17 protein-coding genes are annotated in these 16,717 nt (G+C 71.6%); 8 read left to right on the top strand and 9 right to left on the bottom strand.

Translation table 11 applies throughout. The features are described from left to right. Positions 1-307 precede the first annotated feature (307 nt). Together PKF00_RS04965 and PKF00_RS04960 are read right to left on the bottom strand one after the other, a co-directional pair. A complete protein-coding gene (locus tag PKF00_RS04965; protein WP_271216352.1) occupies positions 308-967 on the bottom strand; it encodes a formylglycine-generating enzyme family protein in 660 nt (219 codons plus the stop codon). A gap of 350 nt (positions 968-1,317) precedes the next feature. Next, a complete protein-coding gene (locus tag PKF00_RS04960) occupies positions 1,318-2,091 on the bottom strand; it encodes a MerR family transcriptional regulator (protein ID WP_271216134.1) in 774 nt (257 codons plus the stop codon). A 163-nt stretch (positions 2,092-2,254) separates the two neighbouring features. Here PKF00_RS04960 and PKF00_RS04955 point away from each other — a divergent pair, with 163 nt between their 5' ends. The 4 genes from PKF00_RS04955 (at position 2,255) to PKF00_RS04940 (ending at position 4,661) form a co-directional block, all read left to right on the top strand. After that, positions 2,255-2,395, top strand: a complete 141-nt coding sequence (locus tag PKF00_RS04955) for a MerR family transcriptional regulator (RefSeq protein WP_271216133.1) — start codon at positions 2,255-2,257, stop codon at positions 2,393-2,395. 145 nt (positions 2,396-2,540) lie between these two features. Further along, complete coding sequence (locus PKF00_RS04950; RefSeq protein WP_271216132.1) at positions 2,541-3,560, top strand: BtrH N-terminal domain-containing protein; 1,020 nt, start codon at positions 2,541-2,543, stop codon at positions 3,558-3,560. 3 nt (positions 3,561-3,563) lie between these two features. Then, the gene (locus PKF00_RS04945; RefSeq protein WP_271216131.1) at positions 3,564-4,268 is read left to right on the top strand and encodes an alpha/beta fold hydrolase; all 705 of its coding nucleotides are present in this window, start codon (positions 3,564-3,566) and stop codon (positions 4,266-4,268) included. Positions 4,269-4,505: 237 nt separating this feature from the next. After that, positions 4,506-4,661, top strand: a complete 156-nt coding sequence (locus tag PKF00_RS04940) for a hypothetical protein (RefSeq protein ID WP_271216130.1) — start codon at positions 4,506-4,508, stop codon at positions 4,659-4,661. A gap of 51 nt (positions 4,662-4,712) precedes the next feature. On the opposite strand, the gene PKF00_RS04935 is transcribed toward PKF00_RS04940, so the two are convergent. From PKF00_RS04935 to PKF00_RS04925, 3 genes are all read right to left on the bottom strand, one after another. Further along, a complete protein-coding gene (locus PKF00_RS04935; RefSeq protein ID WP_271216129.1) occupies positions 4,713-6,176 on the bottom strand; it encodes a multicopper oxidase family protein in 1,464 nt (487 codons plus the stop codon). Beyond that, a complete protein-coding gene (locus PKF00_RS04930) occupies positions 6,173-6,550 on the bottom strand; it encodes a hypothetical protein (RefSeq protein ID WP_271216128.1) in 378 nt (125 codons plus the stop codon). The genes PKF00_RS04935 and PKF00_RS04930 overlap by 4 nt, the downstream gene beginning before the upstream one ends. A gap of 391 nt (positions 6,551-6,941) precedes the next feature. Continuing rightward, positions 6,942-7,064, bottom strand: coding sequence for a hypothetical protein (locus PKF00_RS04925; protein ID WP_271216127.1), 123 nt, complete (start codon positions 7,062-7,064; stop codon positions 6,942-6,944). Between the two features lie 405 nt (positions 7,065-7,469). On the opposite strand from PKF00_RS04925, the gene aspS reads away from it, so the two are divergent. Beyond that, a complete protein-coding gene (aspS, locus tag PKF00_RS04920) occupies positions 7,470-8,801 on the top strand; it encodes an aspartate--tRNA(Asn) ligase (RefSeq protein WP_271216126.1) in 1,332 nt (443 codons plus the stop codon). A gap of 129 nt (positions 8,802-8,930) precedes the next feature. Here aspS and PKF00_RS04915 read toward each other — a convergent pair whose 3' ends face one another. Together PKF00_RS04915 and PKF00_RS04910 are read right to left on the bottom strand one after the other, a co-directional pair. Next, entirely contained in the window at positions 8,931-11,423 is a 2,493-nt protein-coding gene (locus PKF00_RS04915) for a DUF4132 domain-containing protein (RefSeq protein ID WP_271216125.1), read from the bottom strand. A gap of 69 nt (positions 11,424-11,492) precedes the next feature. Beyond that, complete coding sequence (locus PKF00_RS04910) at positions 11,493-12,476, bottom strand: AraC family transcriptional regulator (RefSeq protein ID WP_271216124.1); 984 nt, start codon at positions 12,474-12,476, stop codon at positions 11,493-11,495. A gap of 138 nt (positions 12,477-12,614) precedes the next feature. Between PKF00_RS04910 and PKF00_RS04905 the strand changes: the two genes are divergently transcribed. Both PKF00_RS04905 and PKF00_RS04900 read left to right on the top strand, forming a co-directional pair. Further along, on the top strand, positions 12,615-13,436 hold the full coding sequence (locus tag PKF00_RS04905; protein WP_271216123.1) for an NmrA family NAD(P)-binding protein: 822 nt from the start codon (positions 12,615-12,617) through the stop codon (positions 13,434-13,436). Between the two features lie 130 nt (positions 13,437-13,566). Then, positions 13,567-13,980: a DUF4345 domain-containing protein gene (locus PKF00_RS04900; protein WP_271216122.1), complete on the top strand. Its 414-nt coding sequence runs from the start codon at positions 13,567-13,569 to the stop codon at positions 13,978-13,980. Between the two features lie 47 nt (positions 13,981-14,027). Here the strand turns inward: PKF00_RS04900 and PKF00_RS04895 are convergent, their stop codons facing one another. Continuing rightward, positions 14,028-14,960, bottom strand: coding sequence for an alpha/beta fold hydrolase (locus tag PKF00_RS04895; RefSeq protein WP_271216121.1), 933 nt, complete (start codon positions 14,958-14,960; stop codon positions 14,028-14,030). 66 nt (positions 14,961-15,026) lie between these two features. Between PKF00_RS04895 and PKF00_RS04890 the strand changes: the two genes are divergently transcribed. Beyond that, a complete protein-coding gene (locus PKF00_RS04890) occupies positions 15,027-15,611 on the top strand; it encodes a helix-turn-helix domain-containing protein (RefSeq protein WP_271216120.1) in 585 nt (194 codons plus the stop codon). Positions 15,612-15,813: 202 nt separating this feature from the next. Here the strand turns inward: PKF00_RS04890 and PKF00_RS04885 are convergent, their stop codons facing one another. Continuing rightward, positions 15,814-16,716 (bottom strand): JmjC domain-containing protein, encoded by a 903-nt coding sequence (locus PKF00_RS04885; protein WP_271216119.1) that lies wholly within the window; start codon positions 16,714-16,716, stop codon positions 15,814-15,816. Position 16,717: the final 1 nt, after the last annotated feature.

Genomic DNA, 16,717 nt, shown 5'->3' with positions numbered 1-16,717 from the left:
TCGGGCGTCAAAAGCAGCGAGTTCGACCTGCCGGGCTGACGCGGTGAGAGCCGGATGACGGTCGCCGTACGCGGCGGGCGAGCCTGGAGAGCCCAAGCCGGAGCCGTGCGCGGCGGCGGGATGACGGCCGCCCCGCGGGCGGAAGGGGTCGCTTCTCCGACGGCCGCCGGAGCCGGCACGCGCCCACCGAAAACCGCACAGGACCGGCGGTCCTTCACGAGGGGCGGCAGAGCGACGGCTCACAGGCGGAGATTCACGTACCGGTCACTTCGAAACGGAGCTGTCACGACCGGGACAAACAGAGCTGTCACGGCCGGGACATCGGTGTGGAGCGTGCGACGCGGAACCCCACGTCGTCGATGCGGAAGGTCGGGTGGCTGCGGCGCCGTACCGAGGCGCGGCAGCTCCAGTGCTCGTCGGACCATCCGCCTCCGCGGAGCACCCGGTACGTGCCGTACACCTCGGCGTCGTAGACGTCCCAGCACCAGTTCCAGACGTTGCCCAGCATGTCGTACAGGCCCCACGCGTTGGGCCGCCTGCCACCCACGGCGTGGATCCGCCCGTCCGCGTTCTCCTGGTACCAGGCGATCTCGTCGAGACGGCCGTATCGTGGGCCCGTGGTGCCGGCACGACAGGCGTGCTCCCACTCGGCCTCGGTCGGCAGCCGGTACCCATCGGCGGAGGCGTCCCATTCGACCGACTCGTCCTCGCCACGGAGGCGGTACGCGGGCGTCAGCCCCTCGCGCTGGGACAGGGCGTCGCAGAACCGGAGCGCGTCCCACCACGAAACGCCCTCGACGGGCAGCCGGTCGCCTCGGGCGGCGCTCGGCCACTGACCGGTGACCTGCGCGTACCACGACTGGGTGACCGGGAACGCCGACATCTGGAACGGCGCGACCTCGACCGGCCAGCTACGCCGCGTCCGCCGGTCCGACAGCGTCACCCGCCCCGACGGGACGGCGACCATCTCGTCTCCCACGCCTGCCTCCACAATGGGCCCACCCTATCGGCGGCCTCCGATCGCTCTGCCGCCCCTCGGAGATCCGCGAAGACGGCGAAGGCCGCCAGTGCCGCGGACCGGCTCCGGCCCGGGCCAACGCCCGACAGGCCGCGTCAGGAGCCGACGGACGAGGCCGACAGGAAGGCCAGGGAGCAGGGAGTACCTGCGGACTCTGACGAGGCGACAGCAGGAGAAGTACGAGATCGCCCTGTACGGACGCCCAGGCGCGCAGCCGACCAGAGACCTCTCTCCGACACGTTCTCCGGCCGGCCCGGCGGGCCGGGTCCCTGACCTGACGGCGTCCCGCCGAGCAGCCGTCAGCTCGCCTGCCGTACCCGGCCCACGTACGCCACCAGGGCGACCATCTGGTCGGCGGGCCAGGGCAGGCGGCGGCCGAGGTCGGCGCTGTTGTCGTCCCACATCCGCTGCGCCGCCGCCTTGGTCCGCTCGCCCTGTTCTCCGTCGGCGTGGAAGGCGGACCCCAGGGCGTCCCAGCGGGAGACGAGGTCGCGCACCCGGGGATCGTCGACCGGGGTGTCCGCCTGTACGTGGGGCAGAAGCTCCCCGACCAGGTCGACCCATCTCGCCTTGGCCTCCTCGACGGCCGCGGGGCCGAGGTCTGCCCTGCGTTCGGCCAGTTGGTCCTGCTGTTCCTGCGTGAAATAGGTCTCGAACACGGACATCGTCTCCAGGGTCATCATGAACTGGTCTGTGTCGGGCATTGAGGCGTCATCGAGTTTCCCCAGCAGCCCGTGGAGGCGCTGCCTGAGCCGGTCGATCCGTCCCGCCTGGTCCTCCAGGTCGTGAAGCTGGGCGGCCAGCAGGGCGCGCATCGTCTCCAGGTCGTCCGGCGAGTCGGCGAGCACGCCCGCGATCTCCTCCAGCGACAGGCCGAGCGCGCGCAGGGCCCGCACCCGGTACAGCCGCCGCAGGTCGCCCTCGGTGTAGCGGCGGTGCCCCGACGCGGTGCGCTCGCTCGCCCGCAGCAGGCCGATCTCGTCGTAGTGGTACAGCGCGCGCACGGTCGTCCCGCTGGCCCGCGCCAACTCCCCGATGCTCCACCGACGCTCGACGGCGTCCTTCTCGCTCACGTCGGCAACGCTAGAACCTCCCGTCGCGGGAGGTTCAAGACCGCGACGCGCCTCGTCCGCTCCGGCACTCCCTGCTCGGCGTCTCCACGAGGAGCAGGGCCACCTCGGGGCTGACGAGTGCAGCGTTGGACTCTCCCACCGTGGGAGAGTCCAGCATGACGGCGTGCAAGACGAACTTCTCCCCATCGGGCGCTTCGCCCGCCTGTGCCGCCTCAGCGTCAAGCAGTCGGGGCACTACGACGAGATGGGGCGTCGGCTCCGGTCCGCGTGGACGCCGACCCCGGCCACCGCCGGCCGCCCTTGACCTACGACGCTCTCTTCGCCGCCGTCCACGAGCGCGGACTGCGCCCGCGAGCACCCGTACGTGAGGCCTGTCCCGCCGGACCGGCAGAGGCCCCGCAAGAAGAACCGACGATCCGGTTGATCATCCCCGTCCAGGAGAGCACGGCATGACCACGGTAATAGACATCGACGCCCGCAGTACGCAGCACTGCGAGACGACGGCTCTGGGGGTGCTGCTGCGGCACCAGGGACTCGATCTGTCCGAGCCCATGCTCTTCGGCCTCGGCTCCGGTCTGTCCTTCATCTACTGGGACGGCAAGAACATGGACTTCCCCTTCCTCGGGGGACGGGTCAAGCCCTTCGACCTCACCAGAAACCTGGCCGCCAGGCTCAAGCTGGAGCTCCTGGTCCAGGAGACCACCTCGCCCCACAGGGCATGGGAGAACGTGGTGGCCCCCATCGACGCCGGTCACCCAGTCGGACTGCAGCTCGACAGCTACCACCTGGACTACTTCGGGTCGAAGGTGCACTTCGGCGGCCATGTCGTCGCCATGTACGGCTACGACGACCACGACGCCTACCTGGTGGACACCGACCAGCAAGGCGGAGCGGTGTCCACCAGCCTGGCCAGCCTCGCTCGGGCCAGGGCCGCACGCGGTCCGATGACCGCCAGGCACCGCTCCTTCACCCTCACCGCTCCGAGGAACCCGCCCTCCCCAGAAGGCCAGATCATTTCCGCCGTCACCGCCTGCGCCGACGCCTTCCTCAACCCGCCTATCGCCAACCTGGGCCACCGAGGCATCGAGAAGGCCGGCAAGCTGGTACGCACGTGGCTCCAGCGCACCGGCGACCCGCGGCGGGACCTGCCGCAGGCCGCCCTCCTGATGGAGAAGGCCGGCACCGGCGGCGCCCTGTTCCGTAACCTTTACCGCGACTTCCTCGCCGAATGCGCCCGACTGCTCGACAGCAGCCATCTGCGCACCGGCTACGGGCTGTACGCCGAGGCGGCCGCCCTGTGGACGGAAGTCGCAGTACTGATCACAGAAGCCGGTGAATCAGGTGATGCGCGGTGCCTCGCACAGGCAGGCACCGTCCTCTGCGATCTTTCACGAATAGAGCGCGAGGCCATGCAGGCGCTGAGCCGCCTGGGGAGTGAGGCCCCAAAGGCGACGCGCGAATATCTTTGAGGCATGGCTGATCACCGTACGGTCGCCGTCGGCGGCGTCCAGCTCGCCTGTCAGGTGTCCGGCGCCCCTGAGGCCCCGCCGCTCGTGCTGCTGCACTCCCTGGGCGAGGACGCGACGGACTGGGACGGCGTGGCGCCCGCTTTCGCGCGTCACTGGCGGGTTCACGTGCTGGACCTGCGCGGCCACGGGCGGAGCGACTGGCCCGGTGACTACTCCCTGGAGCTCATGCGCGACGACGTGGTCGGATTCCTGGACGCTCTGGGGCTCGACCGGGTGTCCCTGGTCGGGCACTCGATGGGCGGGATAGTGGCCTACCTGCTCGCCGAGGATCATCCGGAGCGGGTCGAACGGCTGGTCCTGGAGGACGTCCCGCCTCCGTTTCCCCGGGAGCCGACCACCCCTGAAAGGCCGGACGGGCTGTTGCCGTACGACTGGGCGACAGTGCTGGCGATCAGGAAACAGGTCGACGACCCCGATCCGGCGTGGTGGGCGCGCCTCGGTGAGATCACCGCGCCGACCCTTCTCATCGGCGGCGGGCCGCGGAGCCATGTGCCGCAGGACCGGATCGCCGAGATGGCCCGGCGGATCCCCGACAGCCTGACCGTCACCATCGCGGCCGGGCACATGGTGCACGCCGCTCGGCCGCGGGAGTTCACCGAAGCGGTCCTGGGGTTCCTGCGGCCCGTGGAGCCTCCAGAACCCGGGTGAGCGTTCATCGCCCGGTCCGCCGGTTCCAACCGGAACGTGTGGCGGGGGCGTTCTCCCTTGGAAGGACACCCCCGCTCTCGGCGAGCGGACCTACCGCGTGAACGTCCGCACCGAACAGGTCGCCTCTCTGAGACCTACGCCTACCGGACCTGGGCCGGCAGCCTGGAACTCCCCGGCTTCTGACGGCTCCGGCGCCCGATCCGCTCCGACTGCCCTGCCCGTACGACGTTGGAACTGGTGGCGGACACCTGGTCGGTCGGCGGTCTCCGGCACGCCCACCACCTTGAGGCGATGGCCGCGATCGTGATCTCGCTGCTGTTCGGCGGGCGCGACCCGTCCACGGTCTTCGACCTCGTCGACCACCCGGTCGCAGGCGTCACCGCGACCACGTGACTCCGGTCACCCCGTCGGGCTCGCCACCCCGGCATCAGTACGGCGAAGAGATCAGACGACCTCGAAGTCGGCCATCATGGCCATGTCCTCGTGTTCGAGGTTGTGGCAGTGCATGACGTAGCGTCCCCGATAACCGGTGAACCGGGTGATGATCTCGACCGTCTGGGCGTCGCGCAGCTCGACCGTGTCCTTCCACTCCGGGGGTCCCGCCTGGCGTTCGCCGTTGACGGACAGCACCTGGAAGTGCGCCAGATGCAGGTGCACGGGGTGGGCGACGTCACTCGTCAGACGCCAGATCTCGACGTCGCCCAGCCGGGGACGGGCCTCGATCCGCCCCGGGGCGTAGGGCCTGCCGTTGATCAGCCATCCGGTCCCGCCGTGCAGGCTCCCGCTGGTGAACTCGAAGTCCCGCGTCATCCTCGCCTTCGCCGGGTCCAGCCGCTCGACCACCGACAGCGTCCTGGGGATCGCCGAGTCGTCCTTCTCCGCCCGGTCGACGAGGAAGCGCATCACCCTGGCCTGCGGGCCCTCCCCCGCGAGGTTGCGCAGCTCCACGTGGTCGCCGACCCGGTGGGCGGAGAAGTCGACGATCACGTCGGCCCGCTCGGCGGGGGCGAGCCGTAGCCGGCTCAGCGGTTTCGGCGCGGTGAGCAGGCCGCCGTCGCTGCCGATCTGCACGATGGTCCCGCCCGGGGAGAGCGAGAGCTCGTAGGCGCGCGCGTTGGAGGCGTTGAGCAGCCGGAGGCGGTAGCGCGCGCGGGCGACCCGCAGCTCGGGCCAGGGCGCGCCGTTGACCAGGATGACGTCGCCCAGCACCCCGCCCATGTACGGCTCGCGCACGCCCGGCCGGTCGGCGAAGCCCGGATAGTGCATGGAGCCGTCCGCGGCGAAGGAGCGGTCGCAGATCATCAGCGGGATGTCGCGTTCTCCGGCCGGAAGCGGGAGCGCCTCCTCCTCGGCGTCCCCGACCAGGAAGAACCCGGCCAGGCCGTTCCAGACCTGCGGCCCGGTGTAGTCCATGCGGTGGTCGTGGTACCACAGCGTCGCGGCCCGCTGGTCGAGCGGGAAGGTGTGGTCGCGCCGGGTTCCCGGCTGGACCAGGTCGGTGGGGTAGCCGTCGGACTCCGGTGGGGTGTGGCCGCCGTGCAGGTGGGTCACGGTAGGCGCGTCGAGGCCGTTGGAGACGCGCACGACGGTCCTGCGGCCGCTGCGCGCCTGGATCGTCGGGCCGGGGAAGCTCCCGTCGTATCCCCGGATCCTGGTGGTCAGACCGGGCAGGATCTCCAGGTCCGCCGCGCGCTGGGCGAGGTCGTAGTAGTCGGCGGCTCCGTCGGTCCGCGTCGGCTTGGCGATCACGGGGACGGGCAACGGCACCCTGAACGGCGCGGGCAGCGGCGCGGCGCTGGGCAGCAGCCGGGGTTGCGGGGTGCCGGCGAACAGCGAGCAGCCGGAGGTCCCGGCCGCGACGGTCCCGAGGGCGAGCAACCGCAGCGCCTGCCGTCTGGTCAGCGTCATGCCGCGACGGCCCGGCGGGCGAGCAGGACCTGGACGAGCTGTACGAGGCTCCCGCCGAACATCAGCACGCCGAGCGGCACGTGCAGCGCCTTCATGTGCAACGCGCCGAGCATCGCCTGCGCCAGGACGAGGACGACCATGGCGACGGCGGGGGCGACGGCGCGCGGCGAGCCACCGCCGGGACGCCACACCAGGATCGCGACGACGAGGTACAGCAGCGCCGTCACGAGCACGACGCCCGCCGAGGCGTTGTGCAGCCCTCGGCCGCCGGGCGTGGAGAGCAGGAGCCCCGCGGTGATCGCCTGAAGCAGGAGCGCCACCGTCTGAAGGGCGAGCATGACGCGCAGCGCCGGGAGAAAACGCGAAGTGGACATGAGGCTGGTTTCCTTGGGGGTTCGGGGAGTCAGACTGCGATCGTCGTCCCCGCGACCATCGGCGGTCGTCCCACCTGGGGATACTCCTCGGCTACAACGAGAGGCGTACAACCCGGCCCCCCGCCCTCACCCCCACACCCCGCCCTCCCCTCCACCACCGCCCCACGACCTCCGCCCACCGCCCCACGACCTCCCCTCACCCCCACACCCCGCCCTCCCCTCCACCACCGCCCCACGGCCTCCTCCCACCGCCCCACGACCTCCCCTCACCACACCCCTGCCGCCCTCACCACCGCCCCACACCACCACCCCACATGTGATGCTTCGCAGCGCCGGGACGGCGAGGGGCGGCGCGGACCTGATCGGCGCCGATGCGCGGTGAACGGCTCGGTCACCCCCGTTGGTCAGGCTCGGCGGCCTGGTCGGGGTGGTCGACGGACAGGGCGACGCACACCGTCACCGACCCGTACGGCCTGTGCCCGGAGTCGGAGTGGACGATCGCGTTGGTGACCACCTCGCTCAGCAGCAGGAGCGTGTCGTCGAGGGTGGAGTCGGCGACGTGGCCGGTGAGCAGGTCGCGGTGCGACGGCGCTCCTGTGCGACACGCGGCGATCTCGGTTGCGATACGCGGCGGCGTGTGCGTACTCTTCCGGCAACGCGTTGACGGAGACGAGTAGTCACCGGACAGGGCAGGTAGGAGAGAGCCGCCGGCAGCTGCGAAGGCGGACCCGCCCCCGGCGACGAAGACCCTCCTGAGCGCGGGGAGGAACGGCGTCCGCGCCCAATGCCCCGCCGGCCGGCCCCCGTCATCGGGCCTTCGAGGCCGCCGCCATGGCGGCGGCGAAAGTGCGGTGGCACCGCGAGTTCCCTTCTCGCCCGCACTCCCAAGGGATCACCACTCACTGACCAGAGGTTTGTGATGATCTCCGAAACCGCAACCGTTTCCCCCGTCCACCGGACCCTGGCCGCGGAGCTTCCGCGACGGATCGGCCGGCAGGTGACCGTCCAGGGATGGCTCCACCGCAGACGGACTCTGAAATCCGTGGTGTTCCTCGTCCTGCGGGACCGCTCGGGGCTGGCCCAGGCCGTGTTCACCGGGCCCGAGGCCATGAGCGTGGCCGACGGCCACCCCGAGGAGACCGTCCTGCAGATCACCGGAACGGCGACCGCCAACCCCCAGGCTCCCGGCGGGGTCGAGGTGACCTCCCCGACGGTGGCCGCCCTTTCGGGACCGGCCGCGCCCCCGCCGTTCGACCTCTACCGTCCCTCGGTTCCGGCCACGCTGCCGACCATCCTCGACCACGCCCCGATCGCCCTGCGGCATCCGCTGCTGCGCGCCCCCCACGCCATCTCGGCGGCCTCGGTGGCGGGCTTCAGGACGACGCTGGACACGCTCGGCTTCACCGAGATCCACACGCCCAAGGTGGTGGCCTCGGCGACCGAGTCCGGAGCCAACGTCTTCGCGATCGACTGGTTCGGCTCCCCCGCCTACCTGGCCCAGTCTCCGCAGTTCTTCAAGCAGGCCATGGTCGGCGTCTTCGAGCGCGTCTACGAGACCGGTCCGGTCTTCCGCGCCGAGCCCCACGACACCGCGCGGCACCTGGCCCAGTACACCTCGCTGGACGCCGAGCTCGGCTTCGTCACCGACCACCGGGAGGTGATGGCCGTGCTGCGCGAGGTCCTCGCCGGGATGACGGCCACCGTCGGACGGCAGGCGGGTGAGGCGTGCGCGCTGCTGGACGTCGAGCTGCCCGCCGTCCCCGAACGGATTCCGGAGATCCACTTCGCCGAGGCCCAGGAGCTCCTGGCCGCCCACACCGGCGAGGACCCGCGGGGTGAGCCGGACCTCGCCCCGGCCCACGAACGCTGGCTGTCGCAGTGGGCGCTGCGCGAGCACGGCAGCGAGTTCCTGTTCGTCACCGGCTATCCGATGGCCAAGCGTCCCTTCTACACCCACCCCGAACCCGGCAGGCCGGAGTACTCCAACAGTTTCGACCTGCTCTTCCGCGGGCTGGAGCTGGTGACCGGAGGCCAGCGCCTGCACCGCCACGAGGACTATCTCGCGGCGCTGGCGGCCCGGGGGGAGTCGCCGGAGCCGTACGCGGGCTATCTCGCCGCCTTCCGGCACGGCATGCCTCCGCACGGCGGCTTCGCCCTCGGCCTGGAACGGTGGACCACCCGGCTGACCGGGGCGGACAACGTCCGCCGCGCCACCCTGTTCCCCCGTGACCTGCACCGCCTGACCCCGTAGCGGTTCGTCGCGGTGCGGCCCGTCCGGACGGACATCTCCGGAACGGGCCGCACCCGGTCGGCGCGACGCGTCGGGGGCCAGGGTGGCGGGCGAGCTCGCCGCCGCGCCTGTCCCCGATCGCGTCCTGTCTCATCCGGTGAGCTGGCGGGTGATCGACGGGTCGGTGATGGAGGTGTCGTCGGCCAGCAGGAAGGCCTTGGACAGGATGACCGAGAGCATGCCGCCGTCCTCCTCGAAGGGCAGGAAGACGGACGCGGTTTCGCGGTCGTGGCCGGGGACGACGCACAGGTAGGCGTCGTTGGGCTCCATCAGGATGTTGCCCGAGCCCAGGTGGATCCGGTAGGTCCGCAGGTCGCCGCGCACCCGCAGGAAGCGGTCGGTGAGCTCGGCCCGGTCGGCGATCCGGAGGCGGGGCAACAGGCGGGTGAGGACGTCGCGCCGGGTGCGGGCGGTCTCGGTGAGCTCGCCGAACCCGTAGGAGTGCCAGTAGCCTTCGTGACCGCCCGTCGCCCGCTGGTCGAGGCCGACCGAGGTGACGCCCACGGCCAGGTCGGCGTCGCGGAGCACCTCCGACAGCACCAGCGGCGGCACCTCGGCCAGCGGGGCCCCCTCCAGTGCGACGCGGTTTCCCATCCGGTCGTGGCCGGAGAGCTTCTCCTGCCCCTCCCGGTAGAAGGTGATCTGCTCGCTGACGCAGAAGGACGCCGTGTCCCACCCGTCGGCCCGCGGATCGCCGGTGACGTGCATGCCCCAGCGGGCCCGCCAGCCGGACAGCTCCTTGATCGCCTCACCCTGGTCGCCGCCGCACTCGTAGTCCCAGTGGCCGATCGCCAGGCCGGTCCAGCCGCGCTGGTTCAGCAGCGCCTTGGCCTGGCCGTACCGGAGCACGTGCTCGGCGAACCGGTTGGAGAAGGTGCGGGTCCGCTCCTCGGCCGGGGTCAGCAGGTAGACCTCGCGGAAGGCCTGCTTGTACGGCTGGCGCACCCCGCGCTCCAGCAGGTGGTCGCGCCAGGCCCGCACGTCCTCGGCCGTCTCGCGGATCGGGTGCCACAGCAGGACCGGGGCGTCGGGCTCAGGGCGGGTCCTGCGACCCCGCGGGTCGGTCAGCTCCCAGCCGTCGCCGGTCCGCACGGGGAGTCCCGCCTGCCCCTGCGGCACCTGCCAGATCAGGGCACGGGCGTACAGGCCGGTGACCGGGTGGTCGAGGAAGAACTCCTCCACCTGACGCCAGTTCCACGTGCGTTCCCTGATCAGCGCCTGCTCCAGCCGGAACCGCTCGGCCGCGAGCGTCTGCTTGAGCTCCTTCAGCGTGATCCTGAGATCGGCCAGCGCCGGATCCCTGCGGATCGCCTGCGGGGCCGACTTGACGGTCCTGCCCGCCGGGTTGACGAACCGCAGCGCAGGGCCGTCGGCGCAGAGCCGTACGAGGTAGTCGCCGATTCTCTCCTCCCGGATCCCGTCCTGGCCGAGCCCGAAGGCCGGCACGGTCCGGTCGAGCAGCTGCTCGCGGGTCAGCCCCGCCTGCTCGGCCACCTCGTCCAGGGTGCGCGCCACGTTCTTCAGCACGGACCTCGCACGGACCTTGGCCTGGACGCGGGCCAGCGGCACGATCGCCGCCGGCCCTCCACGGCGGGCCAGGACGCCGACGGCGGCGTTGGTGAGCTTCTCGCTGCGGCAGGTGGAGCCCATCCCGTTGCTTCCGGTGCCGCAGGTCAGCGCGACGTCGCCGAGGAGCGAGGTCACCCACCGCTCATCGATCACCTCGCACGTCCAGATCATGCCGCGCACCGGCACGATGGTGCGCTCGTGCAGGAAGACCGTCTCGGTCCACTCGTGACCGTCGTCGCCCCGGGTGACCTTCCGCTCCCGGTGGGCCGCCAGCCGGGTGAGGATCTCCCGGACCAGGGAGACCGTGTCAGGGGTGAGGAGCGTCCCGGCGGTCTTGAGCCATCTGCCGCTCGGCTTGGTGGAGTGGGCGGTGTTCCAGTGGCGCAGCAGCGGCAGGACCTCGGGGGCGGCCAGGCGCGGGCCGTACTCCTCGGCCAGCAGCCGGGCGAAGGGGTCGCCCTCCCAGATCACGTTCCGCACCGCGCCGGCCGGGCCGTGCTCGGCCGGTTCGACCACCAGCTCCTCGATCTGCCCGGCCAGCGCCTCCTGCACCCCCTCGGCCCACAGCTCCCACTCCGGTGTCCGTGCCGAGGAGCGCCGACGCCGCTCCCCCAGCCAGCCGAGGATCTCGCGACGCTCCTGGAAGCCGAAGCGGCGCGTCACCGCGAACGGCAGCCGGTAGATCTCCTCGTAGCGGGTGTGGCCCCGGCGGGCCATCTGCCCCGCCCGGTACATCAGGACATGCGCGTCTCCGGCGGTCCACGGGATGTCGCGCTCGGCCACCGAGCGGACCAGCTCCAGGGCGCGCTCGTCGTGGTCGTGCCCGCCCTCCACCCCCAGGTTGAGCTTCAGCAGCGCCCAGTGACCGTACTCCCGCCAGTCGACCTCGGGGCCCGGCGGCAAGCCCTGCTCGAAGAGCGCGTCGAAGCGGCGGTAGGTCTCTTTGGTCTCCTCCTCGAGGTACCCGACCAGGTAGCCGTGGGAGCGAGTGAAGGCGTCGAGTTCGGCTGTCATAGTGAAGATCAGAGATATCACCGGAAACTGACAGAAACCCGGTCCGTTGACGGGCCCTGCCTCCGTGGCTCACCCCACCGGCGGCCCCGTCGGAACGGTCGGCGCGACCTCGGGCCGGCGGGCGCTTCCCGGCGACACGCCGAAGGCGCGTTTGTACGCCCTGCTGAACGCCGCCTCCGACTGGTAGCCGAACCGGCGGGCGACGACCGACAGCGGCTCCGGCGTCTGCCGCAGGTGCGTGCGGGCGAGTTGCATGCGCCACTGCGCGAGGTAGCGCATGGCGGACTCGCCGACCAGGTCGGTGAACCTCGCCGAGAAGGCCGAGCGCGACATGCCCGCCTCCCGCGCGAGCGCGGCGACGCTCCACTCCCGTTCGGGCGCGCGGTGCATCGACGCGAGCGCCCGCCCCACCTGTTCGTCGCGCAGGGCGGCCAGCCAGCCCTGGTTCGCCTCGGGAGCCGAGTCGAGCCAGGAGCGGATCGCCTGGATGACGAGGACGTCGGCGAGCCGGGTGATGACGGTCTCCCCGCCCGGCCGCAACGAGAGGGCCTCCCGGGTGATGAGGCGGAGCGTGCTGTGGAGCCAGCCGGCGTCGTCCCAGGTGTCGATCTGCAGAACCGTGGGGAGCTGCGAGACGAGACGCTGGGCCACCACGTGGTCGAAGCGCACCACGCCGTAGGTGACGTGCGTGAGATCCCCGCCGCCGCCGTGGCGCATGATCTCGTAACAGTCGCTGACCTGCTCGACCGGAATCTCGAAGAGCGGTTCCGTGTCGGCCTGCGGGCTGCTCCGCATGCGGTGCGGGACGCCGTGCGGGATCAACGTGAGGCTGCCCTGCCGGAGCAGGCGCGGCTCGGCTCCGTCGACCTCGAGCCAGCAGTGCCCCGCGGTGACGACCTGGAAGGTCATGAATCCCTCGAGCGCCGGGATGTCGACCCCCCAGGGCGCGGTGAGCTCGGCACGGCAGTAGAGGGTGCCCGTGAGCCGCAGCAGGTGCAGGGCCTCGCCGAGGAGGTCGGCGGGCGGAGGGAAGGCGCGGGCGACACTCGGCATGGGGCCATCGTGTCACCCCGGATGATCAGACGTCCACGACTCTGGACGAACAGCAAGGAAACCCGGACTGTTCACTATTGTTAGTCCATTCACTCAGCTCCAGGATGGAATCCGTCACCAACCAAGGAGCACGGAATCATGGGACAGCCCTCCACTCTCGTCATCGGCTCGACCGGGAAGACCGGCCGACGGATCGTCCACCGGCTTGAGGAGCGCGGCCACTCGGTCAGGGGGGTCTCGCGGCACTCCGACCCGCCCTTCGACTGGCAGGAGCCCTCCACCTGGCCGCGGGCCCTTCACGGCGTCGAGTCCGCCTACGTCTCGTTCTTCCCCGACCTCGCCGTGCCCGGCGCACCGGCCGCGATCGAGGAGCTGACCTCGTGCGCGGTCGACGCGGGGGTCAGGCGGCTGGTGCTGCTCTCCGGGCGGGGCGAGGCCAACGCGCAGCGCTGCGAGGAGATCGTCCGCGGGTCCGGGCTGAGCCACACGCTCATCCGGGCGAGCTGGTTCTCGCAGAACTTCACCGAAGGCCACCTGTTCGAGTCGGTGCTCGACGGCGTGATCGCGCTGCCCGCGGGCGACGTCGGCGAACCGTTCGTCGACGCCGACGACATCGCGGACGTCGCCGTCGCCGCACTCACCGACGACCGCCACTCCGGACGCCTCTACGAGCTCACCGGGCCGCGTCTGCTGACGTTCCACGAGGCCGCGGCCGAGATCTCGAAGGCCCTGGGCCGGGAGGTCGAGTACGTCTCCGTCTCGTCGGAGCAGTTCCGCGCCGCCCTCACGCGGAGCGTCGGCCCCGAGGCGGCCGACCTGCTCACGGCCCTCTGCGACGAGGTGCTCGACGGACGCAACGCGTCGCTGGGCCACGGCGTGCGAGAGGCGCTCGGCCGCGAGCCTCGCGACTTCACCGACTTCTGCCGCGCCGCGGCCGCGTCCGGCGCGTGGGAACGATGAGCCCGCCCACCCGGCGGATCGAAGACCTCCCTCCGGACGCGGCCCCCGTCACGCGAAACGCCCCACACGCCGGGAGGACCCCGAGGAAGCGGCCCGGAGGACCCGGGAGGAAGCGAAAGGACGAGAGAAGATGCGAGACCTGAGGTTGCTGAGATCCATACTGTTCGTGTCCGGGCTGGTGGTGATCGGGATCGGCGCGGCGACGCTGTTCGCGCCGGTGGCCTTCCACGAGGTCAACGGCATCCGGCTCGGCGACGACGTCGGCCTGCTCAGTGAGACGCGGGCCGCGGGCGGCGCCCTGCTGGCGTCCGGCGTGCTGATCGCGCTCGGCGCGTTCGTCTCCCGGCTGGCGTTCACCGCCGCGGTCGTCGGCACCCTGCTCTACCTCTCCTACGGCCTGTCCCGCGTCCTGAGCATCGCGGTGGACGGGGTGCCGGGGAGCGGGCTCGTGCTCGCGGCCGTGGTGGAGACGGTCATCGGGCTGGCGTGCGCCTTCGCCCTCGTGCGCCACCTCCGTCACGGCGCGGAGGCGGCCTCGCCCTGAGCGGCAGGGCTTCGCCGACGGACTCCCCTGAGAACGACCGGGCTTCCTCAGCGACCGCCGTCCGCTCTGTGGAGCAGGTCGCCGATCGCCTGGAGCACGAGATCCGGACGCTCCTCGTGGATCCAGCCGTGCCCGGCGTCGTCGAGGACGCGGTGCTCGCCGCGGGGGACAGACACGGCCAGTCGCGCGTGCAGGGCGCGTTTGGCGTCGTTGATCTCGCGCAGGAGGTGTTCCGGCCAGATCTGGGCCTGGGTGGCGTCGTGTCCCAGGGCGGTGAGCACGATCAGGGGCACGTCGGGGAGGTCTGACGCGTGCCGGAGCTCCTCGGTGACCTCGTCATAGAGGTTCCTGCCCTCGTGCCAGCCGGTCCGCCACGAGGTGAGGTGCTGTTCGACGAGTGGCCCGCGGACGGGGTCCGGCCACTTCGCGAACATCCGCGCGAGCAGGTCCCGGGAGAGCCGGATCTGCTCCTCCGTCGGCTCCGGCAGCTGGGGATTCTTCATCCGCTCCAGCATCTGCCGCGCCTCCTCGGGCGCGCGGGCGACCATGTCCTCGTGGAAGGGGTCCAGCAGGAGCAGACCGGCCACCTCGTCGGGGAAGCGCTGCGCGTAGTGGCGCACGTAGGCCCCGCCCAGGGAGTGTCCCACCAGCAGGTAGGGGGCGGGCACATCGGCGGCGCGCAGCAGGTCGCGCAGTTCGCCGGTGACCTCGGCGGCGGTGCGGGGCAGCTCGACCGGCTCGCTCCAGCCGGTGCCCGCGCGGTCATAGAGCACACAGGTGCTCAGCTCGGCGGCGCGGTCGTGGATGTTCAGGAAGTCCAGGCCGACCAGGCCCGCTCCCGGCAGGAACACCACGGCCGGGCCTCCGGCGCCGGAGCGGTGCAGCATCAGCCGCCGCCCGCCGACGTCGTACAGGCGTCCCAGCGGCGGCCCGGGGACGACGGCGGCCTCCGGCGGGGCTTCAGATGATCGGTGTGGCACTGTCCGCTCCCTCGACTCAACTATTCTCAACTTTGAGAAAGGTATCAACTATGAGATCATATGTCCATGAACACGGTGGACCTGCTCCTGCATCCGGTGCGGCTCCGCATCGTGCACGCCATGTCCGGCGGCCGGACACTCACGACCTCCCAGGTGTGCGCCCTGCTGCCCGACGTCTCCAAGGCCACCGTGTACCGGCAGGTCGGCCTGCTGGCCGACGGCGGCCTCCTTGAGGTGGAGGGCGAACAGCGGGTGCGCGGGGCCGTCGAACGCCGGTACCGGCTGCGCCGGGCGCGGGCGGTGATCGACGCGGAAACGGCCGCGGCCACGTCACCGGAGGACCACCGCCGCGTGTTCGCCACGGCCATGGCCATCCTGCTGGCCGAGTTCAACGCCTATCTCGACCGGGACCACGCCGACCCGGCCGCCGACTCCGTGGGCTACCGCCAGCACACGCTCTGGCTGAGCCAGGACGAGCGCGACGAGATGATCAGCGACATGCGCGACGTGATCGTGTCCCGGATGGGCAACGAGCCCTCACCCGAACGCACGCGGCACCTGCTCAGCCCGATCCTGTTCCCCGCCGAGGCGCCGCCCCGCGCGCCCCGGGACAGCACGCCGGACAGCGCCGCCACCGATCCTGGCGCGTGACCCGCTCCAGGGATGCCGGGCGACCTCCCGTTCCATGTTTCCGCCCGTCTCCGGAGGCCGTCGCGGATGGACGCGCCATCCAGGAGAACACGACCTCCGCGCCGCCGCCTGACGTGCCCGGCGACGGCGCGGAGAGTCCGCCGCGTCGTCCGGACACGGCGTCGCGGAAGGCGTCCTGGGAGCGCTCCTGAAAGAGCTGCGATCACGGAAGACGGCGGCCGGGGACCGCTCCGGTGATGAGCGGCGTCTGGCTGACCTGGGGCTCGTGGGCGTCCGCCGTCGCCAGGAGCTCCGCCGGATCGGCCTTCTCCGCCGCGGCGGCGAGTTCGCGGAGCAGTTCGGCGACCGGCGTGAGGCGGTCCCCGTCCACCGGCAGCCGGTCCAGCAGGGGGATCCCGGCCAGGAACGCCTCGAACCACGTCGCGACGACCCTGCGGTGCGTGGTCGTGGACACCGTGAGCGACAGGTGGAGCGAGCCCTCGGCTCCGGCGAACGCCCGGTGACCGGTTCCCGCGGGAATGTACAGGCCGTCGCCCGGCGACAGCTCGACGACGTGGTCGGGCTCCTCGCCGGTGCGCAGGGTCTGGTCGCGCTGCCAGTCGACACCGTCCCGGATGTTCCACAGGTGCCATCTCTTGGTGCCTTCGACCTGCAGTGCGAAGACGTCGGCCATGTCCCAGTGCGCCCCCACCCCGTCGTCCCCGGGGGGCGTGTAGAAGGCGTAGGCGGCGACGGACGCCCCGACGGTCTCGGTGAGACGGTCGGCGAGCTCCGCGACGGGCGGATACCAGTCCTCCATTCCGACGAACCGCAGCGTGGCCCCCCGGCGGAGCTGTTCGGCGATCGCGGCGGTGACCGGGTAGCCGGGCATGCTCAGCGCGAGGTACTGACGGGTCTCGGTGAACATCGTGGGCGGCATGCCGCCCGCCGGCATGTTCACCTGGAACTGCGGATAGCGGACCTGGCCGTATCGGATCCAGTCGTCGATCCGCTGGAAGCTCAGCAGCGAGGCGGTCGCCGGGGACGCGGCGAACCGCAGGTGCTCTGTGCCCCACCGGACGCGCTCCCGGTCCGCAGGGTCGGCGAATATGTCGGACCAGCTCATC

The sequence above is a fragment of the Streptosporangium carneum genome, from assembly GCF_027922005.1.
Classification (GTDB): Bacteria; Actinomycetota; Actinomycetes; order Streptosporangiales; family Streptosporangiaceae; genus Streptosporangium; species Streptosporangium carneum.
Note: the sequence above shows the minus strand (reverse complement) of the source record. Positions and strands in the feature narration are given on the sequence as shown.

Coding starts and splice junctions, on each gene's coding strand:
- PKF00_RS04930 (WP_271216128.1), bottom strand. CDS start 6,550: ATGTCCACTTCGCGTTTTCTCCCGGCGCTGCGCGTCATGCTCGCCCTT.
- PKF00_RS04885 (WP_271216119.1), bottom strand. CDS start 16,716: ATGAGCTGGTCCGACATATTCGCCGACCCTGCGGACCGGGAGCGCGTC.
- PKF00_RS04915 (WP_271216125.1), bottom strand. CDS start 11,423: ATGACAGCCGAACTCGACGCCTTCACTCGCTCCCACGGCTACCTGGTC.
- PKF00_RS04935 (WP_271216129.1), bottom strand. CDS start 6,176: ATGACGCTGACCAGACGGCAGGCGCTGCGGTTGCTCGCCCTCGGGACC.
- PKF00_RS04945 (WP_271216131.1), top strand. CDS start 3,564: ATGGCTGATCACCGTACGGTCGCCGTCGGCGGCGTCCAGCTCGCCTGT.
- PKF00_RS04890 (WP_271216120.1), top strand. CDS start 15,027: ATGAACACGGTGGACCTGCTCCTGCATCCGGTGCGGCTCCGCATCGTG.
- PKF00_RS04950 (WP_271216132.1), top strand. CDS start 2,541: ATGACCACGGTAATAGACATCGACGCCCGCAGTACGCAGCACTGCGAG.
- PKF00_RS04965 (WP_271216352.1), bottom strand. CDS start 967: ATGGTCGCCGTCCCGTCGGGGCGGGTGACGCTGTCGGACCGGCGGACG.
- aspS (WP_271216126.1), top strand. CDS start 7,470: ATGATCTCCGAAACCGCAACCGTTTCCCCCGTCCACCGGACCCTGGCC.
- PKF00_RS04905 (WP_271216123.1), top strand. CDS start 12,615: ATGGGACAGCCCTCCACTCTCGTCATCGGCTCGACCGGGAAGACCGGC.
- PKF00_RS04910 (WP_271216124.1), bottom strand. CDS start 12,476: ATGCCGAGTGTCGCCCGCGCCTTCCCTCCGCCCGCCGACCTCCTCGGC.
- PKF00_RS04900 (WP_271216122.1), top strand. CDS start 13,567: ATGCGAGACCTGAGGTTGCTGAGATCCATACTGTTCGTGTCCGGGCTG.